This window comes from bacterium (assembly GCA_030685015.1).
Lineage (GTDB): Bacteria > CAIWAD01 > CAIWAD01 > CAIWAD01 > CAIWAD01 > CAIWAD01.
In genome coordinates this window covers 35,286-49,172 of record JAUXWS010000059.1, presented here as the reverse complement: position 1 = coordinate 49,172, position 13,887 = coordinate 35,286, and the positions used below count along the sequence as shown (strand labels likewise).

At 66.7% G+C, this 13,887-nt stretch carries 12 protein-coding genes; 3 read left to right on the top strand and 9 right to left on the bottom strand.

Annotation, left to right across the window (positions count from 1 at the left end; translation table 11 throughout):
- Positions 1-168 precede the first annotated feature (168 nt).
- On the top strand, positions 169-2,658 hold the full coding sequence (locus tag Q8O14_08110; GenBank protein ID MDP2360703.1) for a C10 family peptidase: 2,490 nt from the start codon (positions 169-171) through the stop codon (positions 2,656-2,658).
- A gap of 83 nt (positions 2,659-2,741) precedes the next feature.
- On the opposite strand, the gene queC is transcribed toward Q8O14_08110, so the two are convergent.
- Both queC and Q8O14_08100 read right to left on the bottom strand, forming a co-directional pair.
- Positions 2,742-3,419 (bottom strand): 7-cyano-7-deazaguanine synthase QueC, encoded by a 678-nt coding sequence (queC, locus tag Q8O14_08105; protein MDP2360702.1) that lies wholly within the window; start codon positions 3,417-3,419, stop codon positions 2,742-2,744.
- On the bottom strand, positions 3,419-4,054 hold the full coding sequence (locus tag Q8O14_08100) for a radical SAM protein (protein MDP2360701.1): 636 nt from the start codon (positions 4,052-4,054) through the stop codon (positions 3,419-3,421). Before Q8O14_08100 ends, queC begins: the two co-directional genes overlap by 1 nt.
- Before the next feature lie 160 nt (positions 4,055-4,214).
- Between Q8O14_08100 and Q8O14_08095 the strand changes: the two genes are divergently transcribed.
- The gene (locus Q8O14_08095; GenBank protein ID MDP2360700.1) at positions 4,215-4,715 is read left to right on the top strand and encodes a hypothetical protein; all 501 of its coding nucleotides are present in this window, start codon (positions 4,215-4,217) and stop codon (positions 4,713-4,715) included.
- A 20-nt stretch (positions 4,716-4,735) separates the two neighbouring features.
- Here Q8O14_08095 and Q8O14_08090 read toward each other — a convergent pair whose 3' ends face one another.
- From Q8O14_08090 to Q8O14_08075, 4 genes are all read right to left on the bottom strand, one after another.
- Positions 4,736-5,281 (bottom strand): DinB family protein, encoded by a 546-nt coding sequence (locus tag Q8O14_08090; protein ID MDP2360699.1) that lies wholly within the window; start codon positions 5,279-5,281, stop codon positions 4,736-4,738.
- A gap of 24 nt (positions 5,282-5,305) precedes the next feature.
- Positions 5,306-7,144 carry a cytochrome c biogenesis protein CcdA gene (locus Q8O14_08085; GenBank protein ID MDP2360698.1) on the bottom strand — a complete coding sequence of 613 codons (1,839 nt, stop codon included), beginning with the start codon at positions 7,142-7,144 and terminating at the stop codon, positions 5,306-5,308.
- A 75-nt stretch (positions 7,145-7,219) separates the two neighbouring features.
- Positions 7,220-7,927 (bottom strand): response regulator transcription factor, encoded by a 708-nt coding sequence (locus tag Q8O14_08080; protein ID MDP2360697.1) that lies wholly within the window; start codon positions 7,925-7,927, stop codon positions 7,220-7,222.
- A gap of 2 nt (positions 7,928-7,929) precedes the next feature.
- A complete protein-coding gene (locus Q8O14_08075; GenBank protein MDP2360696.1) occupies positions 7,930-9,078 on the bottom strand; it encodes a HAMP domain-containing sensor histidine kinase in 1,149 nt (382 codons plus the stop codon).
- 153 nt (positions 9,079-9,231) lie between these two features.
- Here Q8O14_08075 and Q8O14_08070 point away from each other — a divergent pair, with 153 nt between their 5' ends.
- A complete protein-coding gene (locus tag Q8O14_08070; protein MDP2360695.1) occupies positions 9,232-10,395 on the top strand; it encodes an acyl-CoA dehydrogenase family protein in 1,164 nt (387 codons plus the stop codon).
- Between the two features lie 4 nt (positions 10,396-10,399).
- On the opposite strand, the gene Q8O14_08065 is transcribed toward Q8O14_08070, so the two are convergent.
- From Q8O14_08065 to Q8O14_08055, 3 genes are all read right to left on the bottom strand, one after another.
- Entirely contained in the window at positions 10,400-11,698 is a 1,299-nt protein-coding gene (locus tag Q8O14_08065) for a cation:proton antiporter (GenBank protein MDP2360694.1), read from the bottom strand.
- A gap of 216 nt (positions 11,699-11,914) precedes the next feature.
- On the bottom strand, positions 11,915-12,883 hold the full coding sequence (locus tag Q8O14_08060) for a WYL domain-containing protein (GenBank protein MDP2360693.1): 969 nt from the start codon (positions 12,881-12,883) through the stop codon (positions 11,915-11,917).
- On the bottom strand, positions 12,880-13,881 hold the full coding sequence (locus Q8O14_08055) for a WYL domain-containing protein (protein ID MDP2360692.1): 1,002 nt from the start codon (positions 13,879-13,881) through the stop codon (positions 12,880-12,882). Before Q8O14_08055 ends, Q8O14_08060 begins: the two co-directional genes overlap by 4 nt.
- Positions 13,882-13,887: the final 6 nt, after the last annotated feature.

The following is a 13,887-nucleotide window of genomic DNA, read 5'->3' as shown; positions in this document are numbered from 1 at the left end:
CCGCAAAAGTTTGGCGCATTTGAACCAGACCCCTCTCAGCTTTGTTTGGCTCATCTGCGCCATATTCGGACGAGTTCACGAGGTGTTCCCCTTGTCTATCAACGGCTTGTCTCGGGTGAAAACTGGCATGATCCTCGCCTCTAGCGGGTCCGTAACCGGGAGGAAAACATGACACGCACCACGATCACCCGCACCTTGGCCACCGCCGGCCTGCTGACCACCCTGACCAGCGCAACCCTGGAGGCCGCGCCCGTGGCGGCCAATGATGTGCGCGTCATGGCCGAGCGCTTTGCCGCTGGCAGCGACCTGCTCTCCAATCATCAGGTGGGTCAGCTGCGGCCCCTGGCCTGGGACGCCGACCAGCCGGTCTTCTACCTGGCAGCCCTGGTGGGTGGCGGCTGGGTGCTGGCCAGCGGCGACGACGCCCTGCTGCCCGTCATCGGCTGGTCCGACCAGCCCCTGCCGGAAGGCGACCTGCCCCCGCAACTGGTGGACTGGTTGCAGGCCGAGGAGCAGGAAGTGCTGAAACTGCGCGCCCGCGGCGGTGAGAGCGAGCCGGCCCGCGTCCGCTGGGAAGATTTGTTGTCGGACGGCGGAACCGGTGCCGACGGCGCCCTGCGCACCGAGCCCGGCGACGACGTGCCGCCCCTCATCCAGGCCATGTGGAGCCAGGGCTCGGCCTGGAACAGCCAGTGCCCGGCCGATGCGGCCGGACCCGGCGGCCATGCCTACGTGGGTTGCGTGGCAGTGGCGCTGGCCCAGGTGCTGGACTATTGGAACTGGCCCAACCAGGGACAAAACGTCCAGAGCTACGAGCACAGCACCTACGGCCAGATCACGGTGGACTTCAACACCGTCTCTTACGACTGGGACGCCATCACTCCCGCGGCGAGCAATCCGGATGTCCGCCAACTGCTCTACGAGGCCGGCGTGTCGGTTCGCATGAACTACGGCCCCTCCGGCTCCTCGGCCCAGAGCAGCATGGTGGTGACGGCCCTGCGCAACCACTTCCGCTACGGAGACACGACCCGCATGGTGTGGCGCTCCTCTTATGCCGCCGACACCTGGCAGTCCATGCTGCTCTCCGAGCTGGCGGCGGGCCGCCCCATGGTTTATCGCGGCCAGGGTCCCGCCGGCGGCCACGCCTTCAACGTGGACGGCGTGCAGAACGGCACCTGGTTCCACATCAACTGGGGCTGGAGCGGGAGCTACAACGGCTACTTCGAATTGACCGACCTGAGCCCGGGCAACTACACCTTCAACAGCGTCCAGGGCGCCGTGGTCGGCATCGCCCCCATTGGCGTGTCCGTCAACCGCGTCCCCGTCGTGCCCTCCCTCTTCTTCCAGTGCGCCGAGAACGAGACGATCACGACCACCCTGGTGGGCTACGACCTGGACAACGACCCCCTGAGCTACCGTGTCAACGGGCAGGCGCTGGCTGGCGATGTGTGGACCTGGACCCCGCCGCTCAACACCAACGGCACCTTCACCTTCACCTACCAGGCCTGCGACCAGGGCGGCTGCAGCCAGCCGGCTGGCATTGTCGTAATCGTGTCAAGCGTCAACCAGCTGCCCACGGTCCAATCGGTGGCCCTCGCGGCGGTGGTGGGAGAGCCCATCAGCCTGACCCTGGCGGGAAGTGATCCGGACGGCGACGCCCTCTCCTACACCGTCAACGGTCTGCCCATCTTTGGCAACATCTGGAGCTGGACGCCAACCTCCGCCGGTGTCCATGTCTTCACCTACGCGGCCTGCGACGGCAGCGGTTGCAGCGATCCGGCGACCATCACCGTCACCGTGTTGCAGACCAATCAACTGCCCATCGTCGCCACCATCACGGTGGAGACGCTGGAGGATGAGGAGCTGGTGGTCCAGCTGAGCGGCCACGACCCGGACGGTGATCCGCTGACCTACACCGTGAACGGCACACCCCTGGCCGGCGACCTCTTCACCTGGATGCCCGCGGCCAACTTCCACGGCCAGGTTGTCTTCATCTACCAAGCCTGCGACGGCGTCGGCTGCAGCCAGCCCGCCAGCCTGATCGTCAATGTCCTGTCCGTGAATGACGTGCCGCAGGTCCGCCCTGTCTTCACGCACCTCCAGAACCCGGGCATGCAGCAGATCCAGCTGGTGGCCTGGGATGCCGACGGCGATCCCTTGACCTACGTGGTGGACAGCCAGCCCATTGAGGGCGATGTCTTCACGGTCTACGCCGACAACGCCGGGTCCGCCCTCAACTTCACCTACTTCGTGACCGATGGCGTGGCCAACTCCGACACCGTCTCCATCGAGTTGACCTTCGCCCCCAAGACGACCCCCAAGCTCCGTCGCGATCCGAACTCCCTTCATTCCGGCGCCAGCGGCGACGCCTTGGCCGCAACGACGGACCTGCCCCAGGCCACGGCCCTCGGCGCGGCCTACCCCAACCCCTTCAACCCGGCCACGACCCTTGTCTTCGATCTGGCCGAGACCGGCGCCGTGCGCCTGGCCGTCTACAACATCGCCGGCCAGCAGGTGGCCGAACTGGTCAACGGCCTGGTGGCCCTCGGTCGCCACGAAGTCCGCTGGGAGGCCTCGCACCTGGCCAGCGGCGCCTACCTGGTCGCCCTGCAGACAGCCCAGGGAGTTGAGACACAGATTCTTCACCTGCTGAAATAAAGACGCGTTGAGGTGCATCCCCCCCCGGGAAGCCCGCGCCAGCTGCGCGGGCTTCCCACTTGTTCCGCCCGCCCGGCGGGGGATCAGGGCGCTGCGTAGGGAATGGGATCCGGCCGCCCAGCCAGCCGGAAGCCCCGCAGGCGCAGCAGGCAGGAGTCACAGGTTCCGCAGGCCTCCTCCTGGGCGCGATAACAGCTCCAGGTAAGGTGGAAGGGCGCTTCCAGCGCCATGCCGCGGCGAACAATGCCGGCCTTGTCCAGCTTGATGAGGGGCGTCTCGATGCGAATCCCGCCGGCGCCGGCGGTGCCCAGGCGCAAAGTCGACTCCATGGCCCGGATGAAGTCCAGGCGGCAGTCGGGGTAGCCGGAGCCGTCCTCCTCCACCACGCCCAGCCAAATAGTGGTGGCGGCGATGACTTCGGCCCAGCTGCCGGCAATGGCCAGCAGGTTGCCATTGCGGAAGGGCACGTAGGTGCGGGGGACACCGGGGGCATCCAGGCGCCCGTCGCTGACGGCTTCATCGGGGTCGGTCAGGGAGGAACCGCCCATGGCGGCCAGATGGGAGATGTCCACCACCAGGCGGCGGCGGTCCGGGATGTGGTAGAACTCGGCCAGCGCCTCGAAGGCCTGTCGCTCTCGGCGCTGGGTGCGCTGTCCGTACTGCACGTGCATGAGCCAGGGCTCACGACCCGAGGCCAGGGCCTCCGCCAGGGTGACACAGCTGTCCATGCCCCCCGAGACCAGCACGACCGCCCGCTCCATCATACGCCCCGGGCCTCCGCTCCCCAGATGAGTTTGTGTTGCTGCAGGGCCAGGGACACATCCTGACCGCTTGCCAGGATGCGGCGCGCCAATTCGGGAAGGTCCAGGGCGCCCCAGGCCGGTGAGATGCGACTGGTCACGCCGGCCGGTATCTGGCGGCTGCGGCAGAATTCAAGCGCGAAATCCAGGTCGGCCCAGTCCGCCACCACGAACTTCAGCTCGTCGCCTGGTTTGAGCAGACGCAGGTTCTCCTCAAGGAAGCGGCCGCCTTCGCCGGAGCCTGGACATTTCACATCCACCACCAGCGTCAGGCGGGCAGGCAGGGTGGCAAGCGGGCGATGTCCCCCTGTCTCCACCGATACAAGCAAGCCATTGTCCACCAGGGCTTCCGCCAGCCGGGGCAGATCCTTCTGCAGCAGGGGTTCGCCGCCGGTGAGACAGACGCGCCGGCACCGGAAGGCCATCACAGCCGCCAGGATTTCCTCGATCGTCATGGCGCGTCCGCCATGGAAGGCATAGGCCGTGTCGCACCAGGAGCAGCGAAGGTCGCAGCCGGTGAAGCGCACGAAGACGGTGGGAAAGCCCTGGTGGGGGCCTTCGCCTTGCAGGGAGTGGAATATCTCGGTTATGTTCATGGGGGGAAGTTAGCACGGATGTGGAGCGAAGCGACCGTAGGGACACGATGCATCGTGTCCCTACGGTGCTGGTGTCATGCAAGTCCGACGGCTCCTGCGGAAGGCTGGAATTCCCCGGGCACCATCAGAACCAGAAAGACCGGGCCGCGGTTGGCGCCCCATGCACAATCGACGCAGCATCCGCCTGCGCGGCTTTGATTATGGCCAGCGTGGCGCCTACTATGTCTCCATCGGGACCGCGGCGGCCCGTCCCCTGTTCGGCTCGACCGTGGGGAACCGCATCAGGCTGTCAGAGCTTGGGCAACTGGTGGATCGTCTCTGGCAGACCCTGCCCGAGCATTATCCCGGCCTGCGTCTGGACCTTCATCAGGTCATGCCCACCCATTTCCACGGCATCCTGATGATCATCCAACCAGGGCAATCCCGGCAGTGCGAGGCCTTCGGCGCCCCGACCCGTCAGACTTTGCCCACCATGATCCGCGGATTCAAGGCCGCCTGCACCAGGGAGTGGCGACGAGGACCCGGCCGGCCAGATGATGTCATCTGGCAGGGTCGTTTCCTGGAACGGGTGATTCGCAGCAGGCGGGAGCTGTCCAGCATGAGGGCCTTGGTGGGGGACAACGTACTCTGGCACCGCCTCTGCGACCGCGACACCTGGTAGGGACGCGACGCGTCGCGTCCCTACCGCAACCCCAGCGCCTCCCCCGCCTGCCTCAAGTGCCGCGCCTGATGCGCGGCCACCAGCCTGAACCCGGCGTAGAGGTTATAGGATACCCGACCGTCAAAGGGCGAGATGACCCGGGCTTGATCGATGGCCAGGCCATCGGCGGCCCGCAGGCAGACTCGCAGCTCATCTTGCAGCGCCAGGAAGCGGTCCCGCACGTCCCCCACGGAGCCATGATGACGCGGCTCGAATCCAGTGCGCGTCTTCACCCGTGGGCTCCAGCCGGGCCCCGATCCTTTCACCAGCAGCCAACCCGTCAAACCCAGGCGAAGGGGACGCGGCGTCGCCTCGCCGGCGGATCGCGCCCTCTCCATGGCGCGCCAGAACTCGGGCAGGATGGCTTCCGAACTGAGGTTGAGATGCTCCACACATTCTGACGCCGACCAGCGCCGCGGCCCTGGCCGACGGTTCCACCCATCCTCATCCGCCCCGGCCGCAAAGGCATGCAGTTCATCTTCGGACCGTTGCAGGTCCTCCATCACCGACTGCAGCTGGGCGTGCATGATTGTTCGCTCGGCACTCATGCTTCAGTTGACGCCGCGCATCAGGTCCAACACAGCCTCCGGCTTCTGGTAGCCCATGAAGCGCTTGACCTCGCGCCCTTGGCTGTCATAAAAAACCACGGTGGGCATGCCCACCACCCGGAAGGCGCTGTTCTGCGCCCTGGCCCACTCGCTGTCGGATTTCGACATGTCCATCTTGATGCGCCGGAAACGCTGCCCCTCGGCAAAGACCGCCGGATCGTTCCAGGTCTTGTGGTCCAACTCGCGACACTGGACGCACCACGTGGCCCAGAAATCCATCAGGGCCGGTTGTCCGGCCGCGGCGGCCTCGGCAAGCAGCCTTTCATGGCGGTCGGCATCGGGGGAGGAAATCTCCCATTCAAGTTCCGGCCGCGCGTCAATGGTAAGACCAGGCCCCGCCGAGACAGGGCCGCCGAAACCGAAGAGCAGGAAGCGGGCGCCGATGAGCAGGGCGATCCAACCCATTGCCTTGAAAAGGCGCGGGCCCGTGCCGCTCTCCTCCGGCACGGGATCGAAGGCGCCGGTGAAGATGCCGAACACCACCAATCCGGATCCGGCCAACCAGGACATCCAGCCGGCGGGAATGATGTCCCGCAGGAAGTAGATGGCCATGGCCACCATCACCACGCCGAAGAACTTCTTCACGGTCTCCATCCAGCCGCCGGCGCCGGGCAGGCTGTTGAGCGCCCCGGCGAAGGTCCCGATGACGAGGAAGAGCACTCCCATGCCCAGCGCGTAGCTCAGCATGAGAAAAAAGCCCAGGGCGAGGTTCTGGGTGGCGGCGATGAAGACCAGCAGCGCCGCGATGATGGGCCCCACGCAGGGCGCGGCAATGAAGCCTGTGATCGCCCCCATCAGCACGGCGCCCATGGGTCCCGACCGGCTGCCTCCTTGCAGCTTCTCCGACACGCTGGAGGGCAATTGCATCTCAAAGGCGCCGAACATGCTGGCGGCGAAGACAAGGAAGATGGCCGCGATGACCGCCTGCACCACGGGCGATTGACCGATGGCGCCGAAGCTGCCCCCCGTCGCCGCCGCCGCCACGCCCAGCGCGCTGTAGACGAGGGCCATGCCCGCCACGAAGAAGAGCGATTGGATGAAGCCGTGCAGCCGGCCCTTGCTGCGCGCCCCGATGAAGGAGATGGTGATGGGAATGACCGGATAGACACAGGGCGTCAGGCTGCTGAGCACGCCGCCCAGGAAGACGAGCAGGAAGGCCAGCCACGAGCCCGCCTCCAGGGCGGCCTGCAGCCGACCCTCCAAGCCTTCCGCCGGCGTCCCAAGATCGGATGCGCCCCTTGCCCTTTCATTCCAACCAAAGATCTCGGCATGCCGGGGCTTCATCTCCGCCGTTGACGCCGCCACCGGCACCATCAGCTTGAATTCCTTGTCCACCGGCATGTAGCAGGTGAGGTCGCCCGTCTCGCTGCAGATCTGATAACCGGCGCGCAAGGTCCATTCCAGATCCTCGGCCGGACCTGGTTGCAGGGCCACTTGGCCGAAGACGGTGACATCGCCCCGATAAATCTGCTCCTCGTGCTCGGTCACGCCCATCGGGTAGACAAGGCTGTCCAGGCGAAGCCGCTCCGTCGTGTCGGCCTCGACGTAGAACATCTCGTACTTGATGTCCGTGATGTGGTAACCCTTGGGCACCCGGAAGACGACGGCCACGCGGGCCGGCTCTCCCGGGGCCACTTTGTCGTGGGAGAGGAAGGCCTCGACGGGCACGGCCTGCACCGGATCGAAGGCGGGCGCCGCAGCCGGCACCGCCTCCGGCGAGGGACCGGCCAGGACACGGAAGGCGAGCATGGCGCTCAGCAGCAGGATGTGGATGCTTCGCATGGCGGCGTCCTGAATTGAGTGTGCCCGGCCAGTCGCGCCGGATCGCCTGGATGTGCTGCTTGACCCGCTGTCCGGCTAGTCGGTCTCGGGCGTCCGCACGAAGCGGTAGCCCACCCGGTAGACGGAGAGGAAGTGACGGGGTTCGGCCGGGTCCGGCTCAAAGTACTTGCGCAGATGCAGCACCAGATTGTCCACCGTCCGCGTGCTGGGGTAATGTTCGTAGCCCCAGATGCGATCCAGGATCTCGGCCCGTTCCACCACCATGCCGTCCTTTTCCGCCAGCAGCTTGAGCAGCATGCATTCTTTCTGGGTGAGGCGGACCCGTTCGCCGGAGGCCAGCTTCGCTTCGTAGGATTCGAAGTTGACCTCATGCCCCCCAAAGCGGAGACTTGTGCCGACGGCGGGAGGCTGATTGTACCAGGATTGCCGCCTAAGCATGACGTCGATGCGGGCCAGCAGCTCCCTCGTGCTGAAGGGTTTGGTCAGATAATCGTCGCCGCCCAGTTCCAGGCCAAGGACGCGATCGCTTTCCAGATCCTTGGCGGTCAGGAAGAGGATGGGGAGCCGGGCGCCCTGCTCGCGGGCCCTCCGGCAGACCTCGAATCCATCCAGCCCGGGCAGCATGACGTCCAGCAGGACGATGTCGTGGCCCCCCTCCATGATCACGCGCAGCGCCGTGTCGCCGTTGTCCACGTGTCGGCAGCTGTGCCCGGCGGCCTCCAGGTGCAGCTGGAGCGCCTCGGCGATATGCTCCTCGTCTTCCACGATGAGAATGCCCGCCATGATCAGACCTTTCCATTTGGGTGAAGCGGCAGCAGCACGGCGAAACGGGCCCCGCGCCCGGGACCGTCGCTTTCCGCCAGCACGCGGCCATTCATCGCCTCCGCGAACTCCCGCACAAGGTAAAGCCCCAGGCCCGTACCCTTGGCGCGGCGGGTCATTTCGCTTCCTCCCCGGTAGAAACGGTCAAAGAGACGACGACTCTCCTGCGGTTCGAAACCCACGCCCTCGTCGGCCACCCACAGCTCGGCCCAGGGCCCTTGCCGTTCCAACCCAAGGCTGATCCGCGATGGGCGCGGCGAATATTTGATGGCGTTGTCCACCAGGTTGCCGATCACCAGGTCCAGCGCCTCCTCGTCGGCCAGCACCCAGAACGGCCCAAGGCTCTCGGGAAGAGCGGCCCCGGACCGCTCCAGCTGGCGCTCATGGACGCGCAGACGGCCTTCGATGGCGACGGCGCGATCCTGCAGCCAGGCCTGCAACTCCAGGGGCCGCAACTCCAGGCGCATTTCACGGGCGTCCAGCGCCCTGGCCCGCAGGATCTGCTCCACCAGCGCGGACAGGCGGTCCGCCTCCTCGCGAATGACGGCCGCCCCCCGCAAGCGGGCCTCGGGCTTGATGTCAGGATTTTCCAGGAGCTCCGCATAGAGCCGGATGGAGGTGAGGGGCGACTTCAGCTCGTGGGTCACGCCGCTGATGAAATTGGATTGCTGTCGCACGGCGTCGCCCAGGCTGCGCTGCGCTTTGAGTTGGTAGCGGACGGCCAGCATGATGAGCAGGGTGAAAAAGGCGCCCTCCAGCACGAACATGCGGGTGCGTCGCGCCGCCTCGGACCAGGCCTGGCGTAAACGCTCGCTGCCCACCACCGGGCTGAGGCCGGTGGCCGAGCTGTCGGTGGCCATCAGGGCCAGGCCGGGAAAGCGCCGGAGGAAAACTGTTTGCTCGTCGGCATCCAGGGGTCGACCCACCGCCTGCAAGTCCCGCTCCGCCAGCCGGGCCCGCTCCTCGAGGATCTTAAGCTCCAGGTCGCGGGTGCGGGCGCTTTCCCCCACTTGGTAGATCACCCACCAGGTGGATTGGGCCAGCGCCAGCGTCATCAGTCCCACGAAGACGTAGGTGGGAACACGGTGCCCGATGCGGCCGCCTTTCTTCACGTCAGCCCTTTCTGGAAACAGTTGCCACGACAGGGGATCGCACCTCCTGTGCGCCTTATCATATCACCTGGAACGGGACCGGGCAAGAAAGCGCCGTCGTCGACTGGCATATTGGCCGGGCGCGGCGGAACCGCGCCCAGGAAGGAGCACGCCATGTCCTACAAGGCCCTTGATTTCTACGCCCACGACGCCCTCTTGCGCGAGGAGGAGCTGGCCGTCGCCCTGGAAGTGCGCCGCTGGGTGGGCGAGCGTTTCATGCCGCTGGTGGCGGATTGCTTCGAGCAGGACCGCTTTCCGCTGGAGTTGGCCCGCGAGATGGGCGAGCTGGGGCTCTTCGGGGCCACCATTGACGGCTGGGGTTGCGCCGGCCTCAGCCACACGGCCTACGGCCTCATCAACCGCGAGCTGGAACGGGGGGACAGCGGCCTGCGCAGCTTTCTCTCGGTCCAGAGCGGTCTCGTCATGTACCCCATCTGGCGCTACGGCAGCCGGGAGCAGCAGGACCTCTGGCTGCCCGCGCTGGCGAGGGGCGAGGCGGTCGGTTGCTTCGGACTCACCGAACCCGACCATGGGAGCGACCCGGGCGGGATGGAGACCCGCGCCGAGGACCGGGGCGATCATTTCCTGCTCAACGGCGCCAAGATGTGGATCACAAACGGCAGCATCGCCGACGTGGCGGTGGTTTGGGCCAAGCTGGACGGCGTGGTGCGGGGCTTCCTCGTGGAGCGGGGCCAGGCGGGGTTCAGCGCACCGCTGCAGAAGCGCAAGTTCAGCCTGCGCGCCAGCGTCACCAGTGAGCTGGTCTTCCAGGACGTGCGTCTGCCGCGGGAGGCCATCCTGCCCGGCGTCGAGGGGCTGAAAGGGCCGCTGTCCTGCCTCAACCAGGCCCGCTACGGCATCGCCTGGGGGGCGGTGGGTGCGGCCCAGGCCTGCTTCGACGAGGCGCTGCGCTACCAGCAGGAGCGCCGCCAGTTCGGCCGGCCCTTGGCCTCCTTCCAGCTGCAGCAGGCCAAGTTCGCGGACATGCTGACGGCCATCACCGCCGCCCAGGGCCTCGCCCTGCGGCTGGGCCAGCTCAAGGACGAGGGCAAGGTGACGCCCGCCCAGATCAGCCTGGCCAAGCGCAACAACGTGGCCATGGCGCTGGAGACGGCCCGCACCTGCCGCGCCATGCTGGGCGCCAACGGCATCAGCCTGGAGTACCAGACCGGTCGACACCTGCTCAACCTGGAGAGCGTCCTCACCTACGAGGGGACGCACGACATCCACGGCCTCGTTCTGGGCCAAGCCGTGACGGGCATCGCCAGTTTTGCTTGACTGCCTACAAGGAATCGATGGGCGGATTCGGACTCTCGCTCTCGATGACAGGCGCTTCGCCTGAGGACTCTCCATACCCCGCGAACAACGTGTTGTAAGGCCAGCGCAGCAGGTTGCGCTCGGCGGCAAAGGCCAGCGCGGCCGTGCCGATGATGCTGAACAACACCACGGCATACACAGCGTCCTGAATTGCGGCGCCGGAGGCCATCCCCGCCTGGAGCGGAAGGGACGCCAGCGCGGCCGCGGCCAGGCCCTTGGGAATCATGATCGAGGCGATGGTGGCGTCGTAGCGTGGCGTGATGCGGCTGACGGCCAGTCTCACGACGAACAGGCGGATGACATAGAGCCCGAAGGTCATCACCAGTCCAAGCAGGATCAACCACTCGTGCGTCAGCCGGATGGACAAGCCCAGGTAGACAAAGAAGAAGGTCTTCAGCAGGAAGACGATCTCGCATAGAAAGAGCTTCTCCGTCTCATTGAGGTGCTCCCTCTTCACCTCCGCAAGCCGCTGGATGAAGGCAACCCGCCATCGCATGTCCTGCACGTTGCCCAGGATCAGTCCGAACACCAGAGCGGCGATGGCGCCGCTGAACCCGCTCAGCTCCGTCACGCCAAAAACCACGAAGACGAAGGCCGGCGTGAGAAAGATGCTGTTGTCCAATTTTCTGGCCCGCTGCAGCAGGTAGGACCACGCCAGCGAGGCCATGCCACCAATCACGGCCGCCACCAGGAAGGACAGTCCGATCTGTCTGGCCATCAGCGCCAGTTCGTAGCGCTGGAGTGCCGCCGCCTTGATCAGGGCCAGCGCCAGGACAATGCACAGCACGTCGCTGATCGCTGACTCCAGCAGCAGCGTGGTGCGCGCCCGAGTCGTGATGCGCAGCTTGTTGATCATCGGGATCACCACGGCGGAGGACGTGCCGCCCAGGATGGCGCCCAGCAGCAGGCCGTCCAGCAGGGTCAAGCGCAACAGGGTGAAGGAGAGGACCGTGGTCACCACCATCGTTCCCAGCAGGTTGAGCACGGTGAGCAGCATGCCGCGCCCCAGAGAGGCGCGCAGGGTGGCGAACTTCAAGCCCAGGCCGCCCTCGAACAGAATGATCACGAGGGCCACCGTGGTGAAGATCTGGCCAATGCGGCCGAAATCCCCCGGCGAGATCAGGCCGGCCACCGGGCCGATCACAACTCCGATCAGGACAAGGGGAAGCACATCGGGAATGCGTGTTGCCTGGAAGAGTCCGGAGAAAAGGTGGGCAAGAAAGACAAGCATACCGACAATAGTGATGAAGATGGCGGTCTCCATGTCCGGCTACCTCACGCCATGCAATGATTGGAACTGGACCCTCAATGGGCTTCGTGCCCGTGTCAAGGGTCCTTCGGCGGGGCAGTGAAGACCGCGCCGCGGCCCGTTCAGCCTTCTCCCGGGGATCCGGCCGTCGGGGACCATGAATAAAAGCCAATAGCCCGGGGGGAGTGTCGCATTTCTTGCGCTCTCAATGAGGCCGTTGCCAGGACAGCGTCACGCCTCAAGGGTCCTGGAGCCGCAGTGCCGCTCCGCCATTTCGTCCAGCAGGGACAGCCACTCGGCGCGTAGTTCCGGCCCTTCCACCACCACGTCGGGCACCCAGGATAGCAGGTAGCGGAGCAGCGGGTCGCCCGCTGTGTGGCGGAGATCAAGGTAGAAGCGCCCACCCTCCTCGCGGAGGTCGGGCCAGGACTGCTCCCGCGCCAAGCGCCCCAGCGAACCTTCCAGCCGGACCCGTGTGCGTCCCGGCCCGTCGTCCTGGAAGAGCCGGCACTGCTTGAGGCGCTCCGCGGGCGGCTCGGGGAAGCTCTCGGCCAGGACACTCAACTCCACGATGCGGTCCAGGCGGAAGATCCGCTCCGCCTGCTGGTCCCGGTCGAGGGCCTGCAGGTACCAGATGCCGTGCTCCTGGAAAGGCTTCCAGGGTTCAACCAGGCGCGGGCGCAGACGATCCGAGTTGCGGCTGTAGTACCACATCCGCAACAGGCGTCGCTCCCGGGCCGCGTCCAGCACCTTGTCCAACAGGGCGGCATCCAGGGCGGGGTCCACTTGCGAGCCCACCTGCTGGCGAAGGCGCTCGGCCACGCCCGGCTCGTCGCCGCCCAGGCCGTGCTCGATGCGGCCCAGCAGCGTTTCCAGGTCCAGGTCTGCCGCCAGTCCGGCCGCCGCCAGCTGGGCGGCTCCCAGGCGCAAGGCGAGCAGCTCCGGCGGCAGCAGGCGCACGGCCCGCTCGAAGAGGCCGCCCGTGTGGACATGGAGGCGGCCCTCCTCCTCCCACACGTCGATCAATTCCCCCTCGTCATGGCCGCCCCAGGCCAGGGAGCTGGCGCTCTGGATGAGGGCGAGCAGCTCCGGCCGCGACAACTCCAGCTCGGTGCAGGCTTCTTCAATGGGACGACCGTCCAGGTGGGCCAGGCGGGGCAAGAGGTTGAGGATGGTGCGCAGATCCAGCGTCCTGCTCATGCGGCCTCCTCGCCGCGGGAACGGCTCAACCAGCGAGCCAATTCTTCCTGCAGGGCGGGCGGTCTCAGCAGCCGCGCCTGTCGTCCCCAGGCCAGCAGCCAGCGGAAGAAGGCTCCGGCCTCCTCCACCGGCAGGACCACGTGCAGGCGCCCATCGGTCCTGCGCTCCAGGCGGCAAGGCGGCGTGACGGAGGCCAGGCCCCGCTCCACCAGACCGGCCACGGCGGCCTCGAACTCCACGGTTGCGTCGCGCCCCTCCCCCAGACCCAACTCCCAGGCGGCCACCCCCGACGCTTCTTCGTGGGGCGGGGCCGGGCGGGCGGGCCGGTCGGTCAGTTCCAGATCTTGCATGCGGCGCAGGAGAAAACTGCGGGGTTCCTTTCGCAGGTCGCAGAAAGCGCGCAGCAGCCAGTTGCCCCGCCACGCCAGCAAGCGCCAGGGATGGACCGTGCGGGTGTCCGCCCGGTCGTGATGCAGCCCCTGGTATTCAAAGCGCAGGCAGGTTCCCCGCTCCAGGGCCGTCAGCACGGGCTCCAGCACGGCCAGCTCCTCGCGGTCACCCAGCCGCGGCAACGGCGGCAGACGCCGGACCAGCGCCTCCTCGACGGGCTGCCCGCTGCGGGCGGCCAACAGTTTCTGTCGGGCGGAGTCAATCCACTCACGAAAGGGGAAGTCAGGCCATTCCATCAGGGTGTCGCAGAGAGCGACGAGGCCGCGCTGCTCGCCTGGCGAGAGCCGCAGTCCCCGGGCGAAGACCTCGCGGCGGTCCAACAGGTAGACGTAGCGCAGGTTGCCGTCCTCGCTCAAGCCCTCCTGCTCCATGCAGTGCAAGGGCAAGCCCAGCTCCTTGAGCAGGGACCGGTCCCGCTGGAATTTCTTGCGGCCGGATTCGCCCGCTCCATAGGCCGGGATGTCGGTGAGGATCTCATCCAGCGTGCGCCCGAAGCGGTGATGCTGCAGGTAGGCAACCAACGTGAGTTGGCGTTCTTGCGGCGTCATTCCCCT

Coding starts and splice junctions, on each gene's coding strand:
- Q8O14_08110 (MDP2360703.1), top strand. CDS start 169: ATGACACGCACCACGATCACCCGCACCTTGGCCACCGCCGGCCTGCTG.
- queC (MDP2360702.1), bottom strand. CDS start 3,419: ATGGAGCGGGCGGTCGTGCTGGTCTCGGGGGGCATGGACAGCTGTGTC.
- Q8O14_08100 (MDP2360701.1), bottom strand. CDS start 4,054: ATGAACATAACCGAGATATTCCACTCCCTGCAAGGCGAAGGCCCCCAC.
- Q8O14_08095 (MDP2360700.1), top strand. CDS start 4,215: ATGCACAATCGACGCAGCATCCGCCTGCGCGGCTTTGATTATGGCCAG.
- Q8O14_08090 (MDP2360699.1), bottom strand. CDS start 5,281: ATGCACGCCCAGCTGCAGTCGGTGATGGAGGACCTGCAACGGTCCGAA.
- Q8O14_08085 (MDP2360698.1), bottom strand. CDS start 7,144: ATGCGAAGCATCCACATCCTGCTGCTGAGCGCCATGCTCGCCTTCCGT.
- Q8O14_08080 (MDP2360697.1), bottom strand. CDS start 7,927: ATGGCGGGCATTCTCATCGTGGAAGACGAGGAGCATATCGCCGAGGCG.
- Q8O14_08070 (MDP2360695.1), top strand. CDS start 9,232: ATGTCCTACAAGGCCCTTGATTTCTACGCCCACGACGCCCTCTTGCGC.
- Q8O14_08065 (MDP2360694.1), bottom strand. CDS start 11,698: ATGGAGACCGCCATCTTCATCACTATTGTCGGTATGCTTGTCTTTCTT.
- Q8O14_08060 (MDP2360693.1), bottom strand. CDS start 12,883: ATGAGCAGGACGCTGGATCTGCGCACCATCCTCAACCTCTTGCCCCGC.
- Q8O14_08055 (MDP2360692.1), bottom strand. CDS start 13,881: ATGACGCCGCAAGAACGCCAACTCACGTTGGTTGCCTACCTGCAGCAT.